The 17,500-nt window shown below is 34.8% G+C and carries 9 protein-coding genes; 7 read left to right on the top strand and 2 right to left on the bottom strand.

Translation table 11 applies throughout. The features are described 5' to 3' along the window. Nucleotides 1–21 precede the first annotated feature (21 nt). Nucleotides 22–2,229, top strand: a complete 2,208-nt coding sequence (locus HCW_RS03805; RefSeq protein WP_231283039.1) for an outer membrane beta-barrel protein — start codon at nucleotides 22–24, stop codon at nucleotides 2,227–2,229. Between the two features lie 115 nt (nucleotides 2,230–2,344). On the opposite strand, the gene HCW_RS09090 is transcribed toward HCW_RS03805, so the two are convergent. Beyond that, the gene (locus tag HCW_RS09090) at nucleotides 2,345–4,444 is read right to left on the bottom strand and encodes a hypothetical protein (protein ID WP_014660903.1); all 2,100 of its coding nucleotides are present in this window, start codon (nucleotides 4,442–4,444) and stop codon (nucleotides 2,345–2,347) included. Between the two features lie 372 nt (nucleotides 4,445–4,816). Here HCW_RS09090 and HCW_RS03820 point away from each other — a divergent pair, with 372 nt between their 5' ends. Together HCW_RS03820 and HCW_RS03825 are read left to right on the top strand one after the other, a co-directional pair. Further along, a complete protein-coding gene (locus HCW_RS03820) occupies nucleotides 4,817–6,142 on the top strand; it encodes an outer membrane family protein (protein ID WP_418904625.1) in 1,326 nt (441 codons plus the stop codon). Between the two features lie 534 nt (nucleotides 6,143–6,676). After that, complete coding sequence (locus HCW_RS03825) at nucleotides 6,677–9,643, top strand: outer membrane beta-barrel protein (RefSeq protein WP_014660905.1); 2,967 nt, start codon at nucleotides 6,677–6,679, stop codon at nucleotides 9,641–9,643. A 286-nt stretch (nucleotides 9,644–9,929) separates the two neighbouring features. Here HCW_RS03825 and HCW_RS09865 read toward each other — a convergent pair whose 3' ends face one another. Beyond that, the gene (locus HCW_RS09865) at nucleotides 9,930–11,270 is read right to left on the bottom strand and encodes a methyl-accepting chemotaxis protein (protein ID WP_014660906.1); all 1,341 of its coding nucleotides are present in this window, start codon (nucleotides 11,268–11,270) and stop codon (nucleotides 9,930–9,932) included. A gap of 163 nt (nucleotides 11,271–11,433) precedes the next feature. Here HCW_RS09865 and htpG point away from each other — a divergent pair, with 163 nt between their 5' ends. The 4 genes from htpG to HCW_RS03850 all read left to right on the top strand — a co-directional run bounded on the left by htpG (nucleotide 11,434) and on the right by HCW_RS03850 (nucleotide 17,488). Then, nucleotides 11,434–13,299: a molecular chaperone HtpG gene (gene htpG / locus HCW_RS03835; protein ID WP_014660907.1), complete on the top strand. Its 1,866-nt coding sequence runs from the start codon at nucleotides 11,434–11,436 to the stop codon at nucleotides 13,297–13,299. Between the two features lies 1 nt (nucleotide 13,300). Continuing rightward, a complete protein-coding gene (locus tag HCW_RS03840) occupies nucleotides 13,301–13,549 on the top strand; it encodes a hypothetical protein (protein ID WP_014660908.1) in 249 nt (82 codons plus the stop codon). Continuing rightward, a complete protein-coding gene (locus HCW_RS03845; protein WP_014660909.1) occupies nucleotides 13,528–14,433 on the top strand; it encodes a hypothetical protein in 906 nt (301 codons plus the stop codon). The genes HCW_RS03840 and HCW_RS03845 overlap by 22 nt, the downstream gene beginning before the upstream one ends. A 1,198-nt stretch (nucleotides 14,434–15,631) precedes the next feature. After that, nucleotides 15,632–17,488 (top strand): outer membrane protein, encoded by a 1,857-nt coding sequence (locus tag HCW_RS03850; RefSeq protein WP_014660912.1) that lies wholly within the window; start codon nucleotides 15,632–15,634, stop codon nucleotides 17,486–17,488. Nucleotides 17,489–17,500 lie beyond the last annotated feature (12 nt).

Below are 17,500 nucleotides of genomic sequence, written 5' to 3' on the forward strand. Positions count from 1 at the left end.
AGAGTAAAAGGGGTTCTAGCTTTGCAAAATAGAACCCCTTTTATTTTAAATATTGCTTATAATAATTTATCAGCAAAAAGTATTTTAGTTTTTATAGCATGTTTTTTTATGCTTGGGTCTTTAGAGATGATGAAAGCGCATCAAAAAGATGGGTTTTTTATAGAGGGGGGCTTTGAAAGCGGGTTGTTGCAAGCTGAAAAACAAGAAGTAAGCTATAAAGAAAGCCATAGTATCGCACCCTTTTCTAATCAAGCATTCACAAAAAATGTTTTATTTGATTTAAATCAACAAGAAAACAATAAGCTTAACACCCCTTATATTTCCACCCAAGAAATTAAGGCTAATTCGCAATCGGTGTTTCCTACAATGCCTAATTGCGACCCCGGTTGCATGCAAGATGGTTTTGATACCAAGCATATGGTGGAGGTTTCGCTTGATGAATACACGCTAAGTGGGCTTATCATTAAAAATTATATGCCCTATAGCCTTAATAATTTAGATTTAGTGGCTATCCCTAAAAATGGGGGTAAGCCTATTATAATAACCACTTTAGAGAGTATAGGGGCATTTTCTTCAGTTACTTTGGATAGCTATTTTGATACCAAGCAATTAAATTTTATTAATCATCGTATTGATTGTGGTGGCGATAATATGGAGGTTTGTCAAAAAAGTATTGTCAAGTTTAATAAAGAGTATGACTTAGAATTAATGCCGTCTTTTTCATCAAGTTATAATACCAAACGAGTGATGGACGCTCTTAAAGAAATCAGTGTTGATATTCATGCGGTGTTTAATGATAAAGCCTTTACAAGCGATACTATCCCTAATACTAAGGAAAGCGTATGGAGCAAAGTAAGCTTGCAAGAAGCCAAAATGTATACTTCTATGATAATAGATTTAGCTTATTTGTTTAGTTCTAAGACTTGGGCAGAAGATATTTTAAACGCTCCCTTTGTTTTTTCTAATTCTTTGCCTATAGGCTTGAATGGTCAAGTAGATTACAAAGAGGCTAAGGCTAAAGGCATTAAGGGGAGCATTATTTCAAAACAAGAAATTATTGATAGCTTTAGGGGGTCTCCCTTAAACAAAGTGTTGTATCTTACTATTCTTAGTCCTAAAGCATGGAATTTTTTAGGTCTTTCTACAACATGGAATATGGGGGTAAAATCTGAAATTCTAAATCCTAAATACAACAAGATTTTAAGCGACCCTAGTCTCATTAATGGCGAGGGTGCAAGAAGTGGGGTAGATGGTTTGGAAGTTTTTTTGCATGAGTATTCGCATACTAGAGGGTGGAATAGTGATTTTGGCACGGGGAATATGACCTATCCTAATGTGCCTAAGAACCCACACCCTACCAAAGAATGCCCTAATGGAGATTATTGCATAAATAATAAGGGGGTATTACCCGGTTATGTAGGTGTGAGCGCAAAAGCTTGGACGACTCTAGCTAAAGAAGATAAAATGCCTGTCATTTTTAGTTCCTCTGGCCCCATTGCCATTAATGAACCTTCTAAACAACCCCAAAAGACTGAATCAAAGCCACAACCAAAACAAACCCACCAAACACAGACAAGACCACAACCCCCTAAGACTGAATCAAAAAATAGTCATCAAGCGCCTATTAAAATCCATTCAACACCCTCTAACCCCTTGAATAAAGAAAATCATCATAAAGACAACAAACCCTTTAAGCCTTTTAGCCCCTCTCATATGCTTAAAGCGATTGCTAGGCAAATTAATAGCTCGCATAATGTGGCTATGGTAGGATTTGATGTTAAAGTAGGTTATCAGCACTATTTTAATGATTTTTTAGGATTGGCTTATTATGGTTTGATTAAATATAATTATTCTCATCTTAATATTTCAAGCGTTTCTCAAGTTGGCTTAGGTGTAGGCACAGATTTATTGATAGATTTTTTCAATTCCTATCAAACAAGCTATCATCGCAATAAGTTTTTAAATTCATTAGGAAGTTTTATAGGCTTTAGAGGGCTTTATAATGGTTATAGCGTGCTAAATCTTTTTGAAAATACAGGGAATTTGGATTTTACAACAGGGATAAACTATCGCTTTAAACACTCTAAATATTCTATTGGTGTGGCTTTACCCTTAATTCAACATGATATTAAGGCTTTTTTTGATAGGAGTAGCATGCAAGGTGAGCTTGTATTAAAAGAGGGGGTTAGTCATTTTAATGTATTTTTAAATTATGGATGGGTGTTTTAACCTCTTATTAGGATTGATAAGGGGGGTTTGATTTTTTAAGCAAGACGCCTTAAAACGCTTGTAATAGTTAGTCGTAGGTTTGATTGATGATAAATCATCAACCAATTAAAAGGACTTAAAAGAGTCCCTTAAGTCCTTGTTGGAGCTTATCTTTAAGCTTGTCATCTTTAAGCAAGTTGTCTAAACCTTTTTTAACATTATCATCTTTCATAATGTCTTTTAAGCCTTTTTGGATAGCTTGCTTGGCTTTTTGTCTTGCCATTTCATTGAGATTGAGAGAGATTTTGGGGTGGTTTATGTCGCCTTTAAGCAAAATGCCAAAAGCTAATTTTAAAATCTCAGCATTCACAAGCATATTCATTTGGTTTTTATTCAAATCTACAAGCCCTTTATTAATGCTTAAATTGGTTAAGCGACTTTTCATATCCACATTAGAAACAAGGCGTTTTTGATTGATTTGGCTAGAGATTTTGACATCTTCATAAACTTCCTTAGTGATGTCAAAATTAGCAAACGCATTGATAAGCTCAGAAAAATGGCTCTTAACAAACTGCCCCTTAATCAAATTCGCATTTAAAACGCCTTGCTCAGTGTTAAGATTATAATTTAAGCTTGCGTTAGCACTAGAGTTGAAAAAGCCCGGATAAGCAAGCATTTCAAGAGTTTTTAACAAAGAAATATGAGAAAGGTTAGCTTTTAACTCATTGTTTAAAAACACAAAATCAAGTTTGCCATCTAATAACGAAGAATTACCGCTAATTTTTAAAAGCTTAGGGTTTTGCTCTACATTACCATTTAGTTTCAAAGAGCCTTTAAGCTTTTGGTTGATAATGCCTTGAAGTTTAGCTAAATTTGGCACTTCTAAAGTATAGGGTGTATTGAGTTGCAAGCTAGAAATATCATACACGCTTTTTAATGCCTCTAAATTAGCTAAAGTGCTAGTGAATTTAGTATCACTTAAAGCCTTGTTATCCTTAAAGTCAGTTTCATTAGTGAAATCAAAACTAACAGGCCCTTTAAGATTAAGTTTAAAATCCTTATTAACTAGCATAGTATTCACTTGCCCTTTATCCATAGAAAGCTTTAAGCTCCCCTCTAAAGGCGCAACATTACTTAAATTCGCCTCTAAAGAGATAGGGGCGTTTGCGTATTGAGGTTGTTTAGCTACAGCAAGTAATTTAGCTAAAGTCATATCTTTTGAAGACACATCAAGTTTTTTAACTTGGTTGTTTTCTAAAATCACTTCATAATCTAGTAAATTATGAGCTAAGTTAATAGTTCCATCAGTTTGAAGTGGTTTATTAGGCTCATTAAAATCGCCCTTAAACTGCCCTTTGATTTCTAAAGCACCTTTTAGGTTTGCGCCTACAATATTCTTAAGCACATCAAGATGAGCGATTAAAATTTGATAATCGCTTGCTAATTCTTGCTTTTTGAGATTAAAAGTAGTTTTTTGAGCATTGATATTAATAACATTGCTTTTAAAATTACTATTGATTAAAGCGTGTTCGCCCTCTAATTTTGCCAAGCTTTCTAGTGAAAAATCAATAGGCATTTTGATGTTTTGCTTATATAATTTATTGATAAGCTCAACATTGAGAGAACCCTTTTCAATAGCTAGGACATTCTGCCCTTTTAAATCGCTCAAATTACGCACATCTAAGTTTGTGTTTATCTCTAAAAGCCCTTTGGCATAAATAGGCTGATTGACTAAATAGAGCAAGTCTTCTAATCTAGCATTTTGCAGATTCAAAGCAATAGTCGCAGGCTTAAAATCATTTAAAAGTGCCTCATAGCTTGTATTAGATTGAGCCACATTAGTAGTGCCCTTAATAACAAGCGCTTTTTTATCTCCCTTGATAGTGCCTTGAGTAGCTATTGCTCCATTTAAAGGATAACTTACAAAAGCTTTTAAAAGATGTAAATTTTTAATATCTACATCGTATTTAAAATCTAAGCTTGGCTTAAAGAGTGAAAAATCCCCTTTAAGCTTGATTTTAGAGCCATCATTAACTTGAGCCTCAAAATCCAAAGAGCTTAATTTTAAGCGCAACTTCTCAATATCTAGTTTGAGCGTTGGCTCGGCTTGATTGACTTTCTTTTCCAAAAATGAGGCGATAATTTTATTCCCACTTTCTGTAAAAAGCACAAAAAGCGCCCCTAAAATAACAACGCCCAAGAGCGAACCTATAACTAGCAACAATTTTTTCAGCATAAATAAAGTTGAAACCTTTCCTTGAATTGGAATAAAATACAAAATGGTATAATACCTAACTTTCGTTCGTTTTAAAAATAATTTAAAAACCATGCTTTGCTAGTTGTAATTTGGGGAGCTTGAGAGCATATAAGGTTATAGAATTTTATGCGATATATGATGTTTAAATTATAGGTTAAAAATAGTATTACTAAAGAGGATATTTTTGATAATTAGTTATTAAAAATATGGCATAATTCGCAAAATATAGCAATAATTGATAAAACAAAGTGCATTTTAGTTGCTTTATTTTTGTAAGAAGATAATTTAAAAGAGGTCAATGTGAAATCGCATCAAATGACTTTTAAAAGCTTGAATCGTGTTCTGTTTTTTATGCCTTTTGTAAGTTTGGGCGTATTAGATGCCTATAGTTATAAGATTGGTGGGAAAGTAGGGTCGTTTTCTAGGATTGCTCTAAATCAATCTGTGATTAATTCTGAAAAAGGCATTTATCCTACCGGAAGTTATGTGAATGTGGTGGGGTCATTAGAGATTGATACCAATTTATTGCCTAAAAATATGGAAAGTCATAAACTAAGCTTAGGAATTGGTGGGGAGCTTGGGGGCATGGCGTATGATTCTACTAAGAATCTTGTTGATGAATCTAATCCTAAAGCGGGACTTCAGCCAGCAAACTGGTATTATATGGGGCGTTGGGAAGGCTATTTGATGCAATATTCAAAGACTTGGACTAGAGAGCAAAAAGCTAAAAACGCTAGAAATTACATTCTCTATAACGCTTATTTAAGCTATGAATACAAGGATATTTTTGGCATTAAGGCGGGGCGTTATGCCTCAAAGGCAATGTTTTTAAGCGGGTTTAATCAAGGTTTTGAAGTCTTTTTCAAATGGAAACATTTTAAGATAGATTGGTTTAGCACTTACGGAAGAGGCTTAGCTAATGAGCAATATATTAGGGATTTCTATGCCCCAGTTAACTATAAACATAAAGTTAATTATGGTATGCACAATATCAATCTTACTTATGAGAATAAATATATTAAAGTTATGCCATTTTTATGGTTTTATCCTAAAAATTTCAATGCTCCCGGTTTTGAAATCACTAATGATACGAAATCTTATTGGAAATCAGATTGGCGCATTCAAACGACCTTTTATGCGTGGTTTCCTATCTATAGTAACTATATGGCTAAGAGTGTTTATAGGGGTTCTTTAGTGGGGAAAAATACGGCAAGTTTGTTTGTGTTTCAAAAGATTCATTTTCGCTCCTATAATCTTGGTTGGAGTGTGTATAAGAATTTTGGCAATGCAAGTGCGAATCTAGGCTGGAATGGCTCGCCTGTTGATCCCTTTTATGATACTAAAGATGACACCGTGTATGAAGACGCTTATACGAATTTTTATAACGCTAATTCTATAACCATTAATGCTTTTATGGGGGCTAATTATAGAAAGCTCTTTGTAGAGCTATTTGGTAAATTGACCTATTCGCCACGAGCTGATTCGCAAAGCTTAGGCGTTACGCTTAAATACAGCATTAAAAAGTATGTGCATTTAATGCTAAGACTCAATGGCTATCAAATCACTATGCATAAGGGCTATAAAGTGGGTGCGCTTGATAGCCTCTATAATCCTAATTTCGCTCAAACCATCCAAAATAGAAGTTATTTTATGAGCTCTATGAGTTATAGTTTTTAACGCTTTTTATTTAATGATTTAGATTTCATTTTGTTGTAAAAACTTATTTTTTAAGGGGGACTTTTTTAAAGGCTTTGCCTTATTCGCTTATTTTAAAAGTGCGTTTAGCACTTTTAAAAAAGCTCATTGACTCAACATTAGCGTCCTTATCCCCCTTTGGTTTAAAAAGACATCTAGTCTTTTTAAACTCCCCAAACACCCGCTAAGCACTTATAAAGTTATCGCTTGACTAAAGTCAAGCTCTTTTATATTTTTATTATTCATTTTTAATTGGAGCAGAGACTTTTTTTTAAAAAGAAAGTAATTTTTCTTGAGATTATTCCGCTAAAAAATCTCTTAACATTTTTACATTGCTTTAAGTCAATACTTCTGTAGGGATAAAACCGCTTTTCATCAAAAAATGTAAATTTTAGTAACAAAAACCCCCTAAATTTTACAAAAAAAAAAAACGATTGGTAATTAAAAAATGCCTTGTATAATTTAAAACTTTGCATGCTTAATAAAGCTTAAAACTACCTAAAAGGATAAAGGAAAATGAAAAAACTCTCTTTTTTGTTACCACTTAGTGGTCGTAATATGTTAGCAGGTGTGGTGAGTCTTTGCCTCTCACAAACTCTTTATGCAGAAGAAGATGGCTGGTATGCAAGTGCAGGGTATCAAATAGGCGAGAGCGAACAGCAAGTCAAAGGCACTCAAAAATTAGTCGCACCCACCATTAAAGCCTTAGAAGAGCGCATTAAGGCTACGCAAGTGCCTATGGGGGCTGTCCAAGAACAAATCAAAGCCCTAGACAATCAAATCAGTGCCAAGCAAAATGAAATCAATGAAAAGAACAAAAATATCCAAGCCTTGCAAAGCAAAATCAATGATTATCAAAACACCATTGATAGCAAACAACAAGAGATAGCTACTCAGCAAGCCAACATTGATAACATTAAAAATCAAATCAAAGACATTAACACGCAAATTGAAAATCAAAAAGCCCAGATTGCTAGACAAGAAGCCCAAATTAAAAACCAAGAGGCTGAGATAAGCACACAAAAAGCTAAGATTGAAACCCAAAAATCTACAATTGCGACCCAAACTACAGAGCAACAAGCCCAACAACAAAAGCTTGATGCCCTTAATAACAAAATCAGTGGATTGCAAAGTCAAATCAGTCAAAAAGAGCAAGAAATTGCAAAAAATCAGCAAGCTATTGATGGCTTAAACACCCAACTTCAAGGCTTAAAGCAACAAGCCCAAACCACGCAAGCAGAACTTATACAAGCAACAGCTGAAATTTTTAAAAATGTAGCGCCACAATTCTTTGGGCAAGGTCAAAGCTCTATTCAAAACGCCGCCTCAGCCACCCTCACTATGGCACAAAATCTCATTGGTTTTTTAGGAAGTAATGGTAATTCAACCGGTTGGGCTGGAATGGGGCAAGTAGGCTCATCAATATCCATTACTAAGGGGATTGATATTTTGCGAAAATCTGATGTGGTTATCCCGGGTTCTACAGCTAAAGGCGGGCCATTTGCTGGATATGAGGTTACGACTAAAAATGGACAAAATATTATTAGTATTGGCAATCAATCTATCGCTATGCCTGAATTTCAAATTTGCACTTCAGCTGGGCATTGCCAAATTGATAAAACTAATGCGACTTCTACGCACTTAAACACAAGTAGCACTCTTTTAGATACGGTGGTGGCTGCTTTGCAATATCAAGCTGCTTATGCCCCCACTTATGGTTCAATGAAAGAGGAAGTAAAAAATGGAAAAAAAGAGTTAGTTCCATATGATTATGTTACTTCAAGCGCATTGAATGCACCTAATGGCTTTAGCACTCAAGGGGCTACTTTTGCTAATGGCATGACTGAAGAAAAGCTTAAAACCGAGTTGCCAAATTTAATCAATCAAGTGGGTTATGACGCACAGACTGCGCTTAATTCTATTAAGGGTGGGGTTGAAATGCTTAAATTTATGATGGAAGTTGCCAAAGCAGGTGGCATGAGTGAAAGCCAAATCCAAAACATTCTTTTTGGTGGGGGCAGTCAAACAGAGCAACAAACAGCGCAAATAGAGAAAGAATTACAGCCCTATATCACTAAAGGCTTAGAGGCTTTAGCTAAAGAGACTTCTACAAACAATCAAAACAAGCTACTAGAATTAGCCCAACAAATGGTTAGCACCCAAAGTCAAATCAATACTGATAACAGCACAATTGCAGAGAATTTAAATAAGATTATTGCTAACGCTACCGGGGAAAATAACCCCTTTAATGTGCCTAAAAATACGGCTTTTAAACCCGTAACTACCTATACTGATAAACTTACCGGAACATCTTATGATAATTTTGTGAATGCGACTAATAGCGCTAAAACCAAGCTAGAGAGTTTGAAAGGGCAAATTACTAATATCAATTCGCAACAAACGAAATTAGAGGGCGAACAGAGCGCTCAAACACAAGCTCAAGCTAAAGTGGTTCAAGCTAAAAATGAGCTAGATTCCCAACTAACCACCCAACAAGCTGAGCAATCAAAGTTATCTCAACAAACTCAAGCTTTAAATAATAGTATTCAAAAGCTCAATGAAGACAACCAAAACTTAGAGACAAGCAACCAACATCTAGCTAGTCAAAACACCGCATTAGGCGCACAAAACAAGCAATTAGCCCAACAAAACCAAGAACTTGCTAACAAAACCACTATTTTGCAAGGCAACGAACAAACCCAACAAGCCTCTATTCAAAAATTACAAGAAGCTGTAGGAGCGCAGAATAAACTGCAAGCCCAAACCACACAAGAGCAAGACGCAGTCAAACAAGCTAAGGCTGAGGTAGTCTCAGTTCAAAACGAGCTTAAAGCTACTAAAAACGCTCTTATCAATAAAGAAAAGCAAATTTATCAAGTAAGCGCTAAAGACAGACAAGCCATTAGCTTTTTACAAAAAGCGAGTAGGTCAAACTCTATGACTAATAATGGGGCGATGAATGGCTTAGGCTTTAATATGGGGTATAAACAATTCTTTGGCAAAAAGCATAACATTGGGTTGCGCTATTATGGTTTTATGGATTATAACCATACTTATATTAAAAGCGATTTGCTCTCAAGCGCTTCTGATGTTTTCACTTATGGAGTGGGGAGCGATTTCTTGTATAACTTTATCAATAATAAATCTATAGGCTCTTTGTGTAAAAATGCTAAAAAATGCCCTAAGCTTAATATTGGCACATTCACAGGCGTTCAAATCGCTGGAACTACATGGCTATCTAATGTCAATAACTCTTTAAGTTCTTATGGTATTACTAAGCCTAATTTCAGCCATTCTAATTTCCAATTTTTATTCAATCTAGGCTTTCGCTTGAATATGGAAGTCTCTAAACACCAAAGCCATGGTTTTGAAGTGGGCGTAAAAATCCCCACCCTTAATACCAACTACTATTCTAAAGATAATGTGAGTATCACACTACGCCGACTCTATAGCGTGTTTATCAATTATACTTATGGGTTTTAAGAAGATTTCTTCTTATCTCCTTAAGCGTAAGAACTTTAGAAGTTTAAGGCTATTTTTTTAAGATAGCATGTTTTTGATTACATTTAAGCATTGCTATTCTTGAATGCCATTTTAAACAAGTCTCTAAGCTCAGTCTTAAATCCCTATTATAAAATAAAATCAAAGTCTAGCTTTTCAATTTTTGCATCAAAATGACAGACAGGGCTCTTTAAGAGCCTTACACCCCACATTGTTTTTTATTGAGCTTTCATTGTAGTTGAGCTAACTCTAAGCTAAAGATAGAATTTTATTCAGAGCCAGATTTTAACAACGCTACAATTTCTCCGGTAGCTTCATTTGTCTTACTCGCAAGATTACGCACTTCATCAGCCACTACCGCAAAGCCCCTACCATGTTCGCCAGCTCGTGCGGCTTCAATAGCGGCATTTAGGGCTAAGAGATTGGTTTGCTTGGAAATATCATTGATTTGATTGATGATGGTTTGAATGCCAGAGAGATTTTTTTCTAATTTTTGCTGGTATTCTTTTTCCTTTTCTTCAAAAAGGGTGTTGAGCTTAGATTGAGCGTCAATATTAGTTAAAACCCCCACAATGCGTTTGTGTGTAACGCCATTTCTTTCACTTTTAATCCCTTGAATTTGAGTTCTAAAAAGCAATTCTTCATTTTCGCCCTTAGGCTTAATCAATAATTCTAACTCTTTAGGCTCTGTGGGGGCGTTAGGGTGCGCATCATTCACATTTTTTTGGACTTCTCTTAAAATTTTAATGAAATGATTTTGAGTGTTAGCATTCATGGTGGTTAAAAGATTGGTTAAGTTAGTGCTAGTGTCTTTTAAAACTTCTGTGATGAGACGCTGGCTAAAAAAGAGCGCATTATCAGCATGATTGATGTCATCATTAAGAAGCGTGATGTCAAAAATCATGTCTGTAATGAGATTAAAGGCGAGATTAAATCGCTCCATGATATTGTTTAAATGGCTTTCTTGCTTGACTTTTTCATCAATATCATCAAACGAGCCAGAGACAATGAGGGGTTTATTTTGCGCATCTCTTTTAGCCACACAAACAGCATGGAAGTGCTTGTAAGCGCCATCTTTAGTTTGGATGCGATAAAAGAGTTCGCTCATTAATTGCGATGAGCCTAAAAATGCTCCAAAGTCATTCAAAACCTTATTTTTTTCTTCAGGGTGGATGCGATTAGTTAAAGAGCTTAAAACATTAGGAAAATCTTGCTCGTTATTAAAGCCTAATAATTCCCTAAATCTAGGACTCCACACAAACGGAACGCTTTCATTAAAGCCACTTTCTGGCATTATCATATACCATAGCCCCGAGCGGCTCGCTGAAACCATAGTTTGTTCCACTAAGATTTTTTGTTCTAATTCTTTGATTTGAGTTTCATTAGAAGGGGTCATCTCTTCTTTAGCCTTGTGCAAAAGCTGTGTGTGCGCTTTTAAACTACGCTGGATAAAAGAAACGATATTTTTAATGTGGTTATTATCGTAATTAAGGCCGCTTAGCGTGTCATTCAGGCTTTCTAAATGAGATAAGTTATTAAAATCTATGTCTTTACTTAAAAGATGACTTAAAGTTTCTAGGCTTTTAGGGGTCTTATTAAAAAAACTCATGACATTTTCCTTAGTATTTTTTAAAACGACTTATTGTAGCTTGTTTTTTTTTTTTTTTTTTTTTTTTTTGATAGGTTTTGTGAGTTCCTTTTGATTGTGGCGTGTTTTAAAAGGCTTTATTGTATAATTTTAGCTTATAAAAATTGATGATAAGGATAGACTTATGGCTAATACAGAATATGTATTTCAAACTGAAATCAACCAGCTTTTGGAATTGATGATTCACTCTTTGTATTCTAATAAAGAGATTTTTTTAAGAGAGCTTATTTCTAATGCAAGCGATGCTTTGGATAAGCTTAATTATTTAATGCTAACGGATGAGAAATTAAAAGGTTTGAATGTAGTTCCTAGCATTCATTTGAGTTTTGATAGCGAAAAAAAGACCTTGACTATCAAAGATAATGGCATAGGCATGGATAAAAACGACTTAATAGAGCATTTAGGCACGATTGCAAAATCAGGCACTAAAAGTTTCTTAAACGCTTTGAGTGGGGATAAGAAAAAAGATAGTGCGTTAATCGGTCAATTTGGCGTGGGCTTTTATTCAGCGTTTATGGTGGCTAGTAAAATTGTCGTTCAAACTAAGAAAGCTAATAATAAGCAAGCTTATGCATGGATTAGTGATGGTAAGGGTAAGTTTGAAATCAATGAATGCGTTAAAGATGAGCAAGGCACAGAAATCACTCTCTTTTTAAAAGATGAAGAGAGCCATTTTGCTAGTAGGTGGGAGATTGATAGCATTGTTAAGAAGTATTCTGAACACATTCCTTTCCCTATCTTTTTAACCTACACCGATACGAAATTTGAAGGCGAAGGCGACAATAAAAAAGAGATTAAGGAAGAAAAGTGCGAACAAATCAATAAAGCAAGTGCTTTATGGAAAATGAGTAAAAGCGAATTAAAAGAAGAAGATTACAAAGAATTTTACAAATCTTTTTCGCATGATAACAGCGAGCCTTTGAGCTATATCCATAATAAAGTAGAAGGCTCTTTAGAATACACCACGCTTTTTTACATTCCTAGTGTTGCACCCTTTGATATGTATAGAGTGGATTATAAAAGTGGGGTCAAACTCTATGTTAAAAGAGTGTTTATTACTGATGATGACAAAGAATTGTTGCCGTCGTATTTAAGATTTGTTAAAGGCGTGATTGATAGCGAAGATTTACCTTTAAATGTAAGTCGTGAAATCTTACAGCAAAACAAGATTTTAGCTAATATCCGCTCTGCATCAGTTAAAAAGATTTTAAGTGAGATTGAGAGATTAAGCAAGGATAATGAGAATTATCATAAATTCTATGAGCCTTTTGGAAAAGTGTTAAAAGAAGGCTTGTATGGGGATTTTGAAAACAAAGACAAGCTATTAGAATTATTGCGTTTTTACTCTAAGGATAAAGAAAAATTGATTTCTTTAAAAGAATATAAAGAGAATTTAAAAGAAAATCAAAAGAGCATTTACTATCTCTTAGGCGAAAATTTAGATTTGTTAAAAGCGTCTCCACTCCTAGAAAAATACGCTCAAAAAGGCTATGATGTTTTACTATTAAGCGATGAGATTGACGCATTTGTAATGCCAAGTGTGAATGAATATGACAAAATTCCTTTTAAAGACGCCAGCCATAGCGAGAGTTTAAAAGAGCTTGATTTAGAAGAACTAAGCGATGAAGTCAAAGCACAATTTAAAGATTTAATGAGTGCGTTTGAAGAAAATCTTAAAGATGAGATTAAAGGCGTAGAGCTTTCTAACAATCTCACTTCAGCTGTAGCTCTAATAGGGGACGCTGAAAATGCGATGATGGCAAATTTCATGCGTCAAATGGGTCAAAGTGTGCCTGAAAGCAAGAAGACTTTAGAATTAAACCCAAGCCATGCGATTTTACAAAAACTCCTAAAATGCGAAGACAAAGAGCAACTTAATACTTTCATTTGGTTGCTTTATGATGGGGCAAAGCTTTTAGAAAAAGGGGCTTTAAAAGACGCCAAAAGCTTTAATGAACGATTAAATAGCGTTCTATTAAAAGCATTGTAATTTGCTAAAAATTATTTTAAAAAATGCTCTAAAGGGTTTTAAACAAACTCTAATAGGGCGGTATTTAGGGTATTGTAAGGCTAAAATCAAAACCTTAATCGCTAAGAGATTTTATTACCCCCACATTTCTTATAAACACGCCAATCAAAAAAGCGTGTTTGAAAGATTAGAAAGTTTAGATTTTAATGAAATTCAAGCCTATAATAAGTCTTTGTTTGAAAGGCAACTTTGCGGGGGGGGGGGCATTTAGAGAGCCAAGATAAAGAGCGAGATATTTTTCAACCCCTAGTTTTAAACCAAGCACTCCACAAAGGCTATTTTGAATTAGATACAGAAAGCTCTAAAATAGATAGCCCCCTAAACCCATGGGCGTTTATTAGGGTGAAAAATGAAAACACAACTTTAAAAGCGTCCTTACTCTCAATGCTAGGGGCGATTCAAAGGGGTGTTATAGGGTTTAATGATTGCAACAAGGAAGCTACAAAAATCATTTTAGATTTTTGTAAAGCATTCCCCACTTTCATTCCTGTACCTTATCCTTATAGCGTGATTCAAGCTAATCCTAAAGATAGGTGGAATAAAACCTATCAATACTATGATTTCGTGCTAAATTTTATCCCCAAAAATCAGTGGGTTATTAAAATGGATTGCGACCATATTTATGAACCTAAAAAACTTTACAAAAGCTTTTATTCTGTTACTTCAAGCTTAGAAAGACTAGATTATTGCTTAGTGAATTTTATGGTGTTTGATAAGGAGATTAGAATCGCTCATGTTAAAAATGATAGCAATAGTTTTTATGGCTTTAAAGATAGCATAGGAGACCAGAGCTTATTTTATAACTATGGTGTGAGTCATGCTGAATACACTAGCAAAGCTAGTTATGGTATTCGTAGTATAGAGAGCATTGTTTTTGAACATGAGCGAGTGAGTATCAAAGATAAAGAGCTTATGCAATGGCATTTTCCTTACTTCAAAAAGGAGCGTGAGTATTTGCAAACCTTAGAAAACTCCCTAAGTATTGAAGAGTTTAAAACATACCATAAAGATTTAATGAATATTAGAATTGATGAAAAAATGCTTGATAGAAAGGTTTTAGAAAAAATCGTTGCGAGTTTTGAAAATTATCCTTAAATATTTTTTGATAGTTTTTTATAGTTTGTTGTAGAATCAAAAACCAAACGCCCCAAAAGTTGAGAGCAAATCTACTATTTTCTTAAAGGAAACCCCTAAGCTTTTAAGGGCTTAGGGACGCTCTTAGAAATCAGCGTTTCATAGAAACAACAACTAAAAGCTTAAAAAAAGCGAACTCAAAGTATAATTCTTTCCAAGAGCGTTTGCCACTTTTGTGCTTCATGGCATTGCTCCTTTTTTATGTTAGATTTGCCCCATATTCCAACTATGGGGCGTGAAATTATTTTACCCACTGAACCCTTAAACTTTCTCTAACAAACAAACATTATATTTCAGTCAAAACTTAAACTTTACTAAGTAGTCTTAAAAAAAAGCGCAAAATAGGGGATTTTATAAATAAAATCTGCATATTTTAAGCAAGATTGAATCAAACTTCATAGGATTAAAACCAAACGCCCCAAAAGTTGAGAGCAAATCTACTATTTTTTAAAGGAAACCCCTAAGCTTTTAAGGGCTTAGGGACGCTCTTAGAAATCAGCGTTTCATAGAAACAACAACTTTAAGCCCAAAAAAAGCGAACTCAAAGTATAATTCTTTCCAAGAGCGTTTGCCACTTTTGTGCTTCATGGCATTGCTCCTTTTTATGTTAGATTTGCCCCATATTGCAACTATGGGGCGTGAAATTATTTTACCCACTGAACCCTTAAACTTTCTCTATCAAATAATTACTTTTCATCAAAAAATTAAAATTTACTAATAGTCTTAAAAAGAGCATAAAAATAAAAAAGATTTTTAAATCAATGAATTTTTAATCAAAGAGATTTTATCTAGCAAAAAACAAAAATTAAAAAATAAACTTTAAAAAAGAAAAACCCCTAAAAATAGGCGTTAGCCTTTAGTTAATTTGTTTTTTTTTTTTTTTTCAAAATGAAACAATTATTGCACTTTTTGGCATTTTTATCTTGTTTTTATAGGTTGTTTGTGGTATAGTTTGGTCTTATTACAAAGGTTGTATTTGGAAGTTCTAATATTAGGGTTGGTATAATTTTTTAAAAAGCTTTCCTTATTTGATTAAATTTTTAGTTAAAGAATTGAATCTGTCATAAGGTCAACATTTAATTTTTAATTGGCAATTAGACTTCCCAAAATGGTGTCTTTAGATTAGGTTTTGAATAATACGAATAGATGAGGTATTACTTTGTTTAAAAACAAATACAAAAAATGGCGTCATAGCCTTATTTTGAGTTTATTATGTGTAGGTTCGCTTATGGCTGAAGATGATGGGTTTTTTACGGGAATTACTTATCAAACTTCTTTAGCGATTGAGAAAGTGGATAACCCGGGATTAGTAGCAAGTCAAAATGCCTCTAATTATATTAGGGGCAATGCAGCGATTTTATCAAACGCTGCCACCCCTTTGACTTACTATTTAGAGGCTATGGGGCAACAAACCAAGCTTTTAATGAAAATGCTCTGTCCAAGTGCCACTCAAAGGTGTTATCAATACGCCGGAGGTAGTGTAACTAATCCCACTGCTAGTAATCCCGGTAATAACCCTACAAGAGGCAATCACAATGTTGTGTATGAGGATTTAGCAAAGCTTGAAAATGATTTGAATAGTCTTACCCAAGCCATAGGCGCATCTTTTGCCAATAGCTCTACAACTAATAAGGTGCTTGAGATGAATCTCAATGGGCGTGAGGTGCATATTGTCTTACCAGAAAATATGTTTAATGCTATGCAAGCGGTGAATGCAGACATTTATTCAGCTCTAACGGCTTTATGGAATAACCAAACCATTACCAATAAGAGTTTTAGCACACCAAGTGGCGCAACTCCAAGTTTTAGCCAAGCTGTTACAAAACAAATAGGGAGTGCGCTAACTTCAACACAAATGCAAGAGTTTGCTAAAAACGCTCAAGAAATCTTTCAAGCGCTCATGCAAGCAAGCATCATAGGCACGCCTACTTCAGCTAACACTGCAAACCCCGGTTTTGTCTATGGTAGTGGGGCTAATGGAGCTTTGCCAGATAGCATAAAAGACCCTAATGATTATACTAAATACACTTCCCCTAAAATTAATAATGGCACTGCTTATTATGTGGCTAAGGGCTTGATAGAAAGTGGCTTGAGCGCTTCTTCAATCCTTTCTAACATGCAAAGCTTTTCTGAAAAGACAGCGCATTTAACAAGCAATTCATCTTATCAAGATATGGCGCAAGTAGTAGCTTATGGCAAACAGATTTTAAAAGAAAATAATGAGTTTGGGAAATTTATTGGTGGGAAACTTATCGCTCCTTATTTAAGCGAACAAGATGTCAGTAAGGCTCTTGCAAGTCGTGGTAGCACTAGACCCAATTCTACAGAAATCAATAGCACACTATCAAACCCTCAAAGCACGCAAGCTCAAAATCTTATGGCAACAGGGCTTGGAGCAAGCCAAGCGATTGTTAATCAAATCGTAAATACCATGCAAAGTAAGGTCAATAATGCTAAGTCAGTGGGCTTTGCAAGGAATTTTTTACGAAACTCTGCGCAGTCTAACAACATGAATGGCTTTGGAATCAAAATGGGCTATAAGCAATTCTATGGTAAAAAGCGTATGTTTGGTGCGAGATACTATGGCTTTATGGATTATGGCTACGCTCAATTTGGAAATACTGCCACTAGAGTGAATGCGAATCTAGTTACTTATGGTGTGGGTTCAGACTTCCTTTATAATGTCTTCACAAGAAAGAGAGATACCGAATCTACAGATATTGGTCTATTTGCCGGAATGCAATTAGCGGGGCAGACTTGGAGCACTAATTTCTTAAAGCAAGTTGATGGGGATAAGAATAAAGCCAATACGACCTCCTTTCAGTTGCTTTTTGATTTAGGGATTAGAACTAATTTTGCCAAAATTTATAGAACTCATAAATCACGCTTTTCTCAAGGGCTAGAATTTGGGGTTAAAATCCCCGTGTTTTACCATGAGTATTACAAGTCTCAAGGTGTTAGTGCGAAGTATCTAAGGGCGTTTAGTTTCTATGTGGGTTATAACATAGGTTTTTAAAACAACAAAGCT

Origin of the sequence: Helicobacter cetorum MIT 00-7128, assembly GCF_000259255.1 — a bacterium.
GTDB lineage: Bacteria > Campylobacterota > Campylobacteria > Campylobacterales > Helicobacteraceae > Helicobacter > Helicobacter cetorum_B.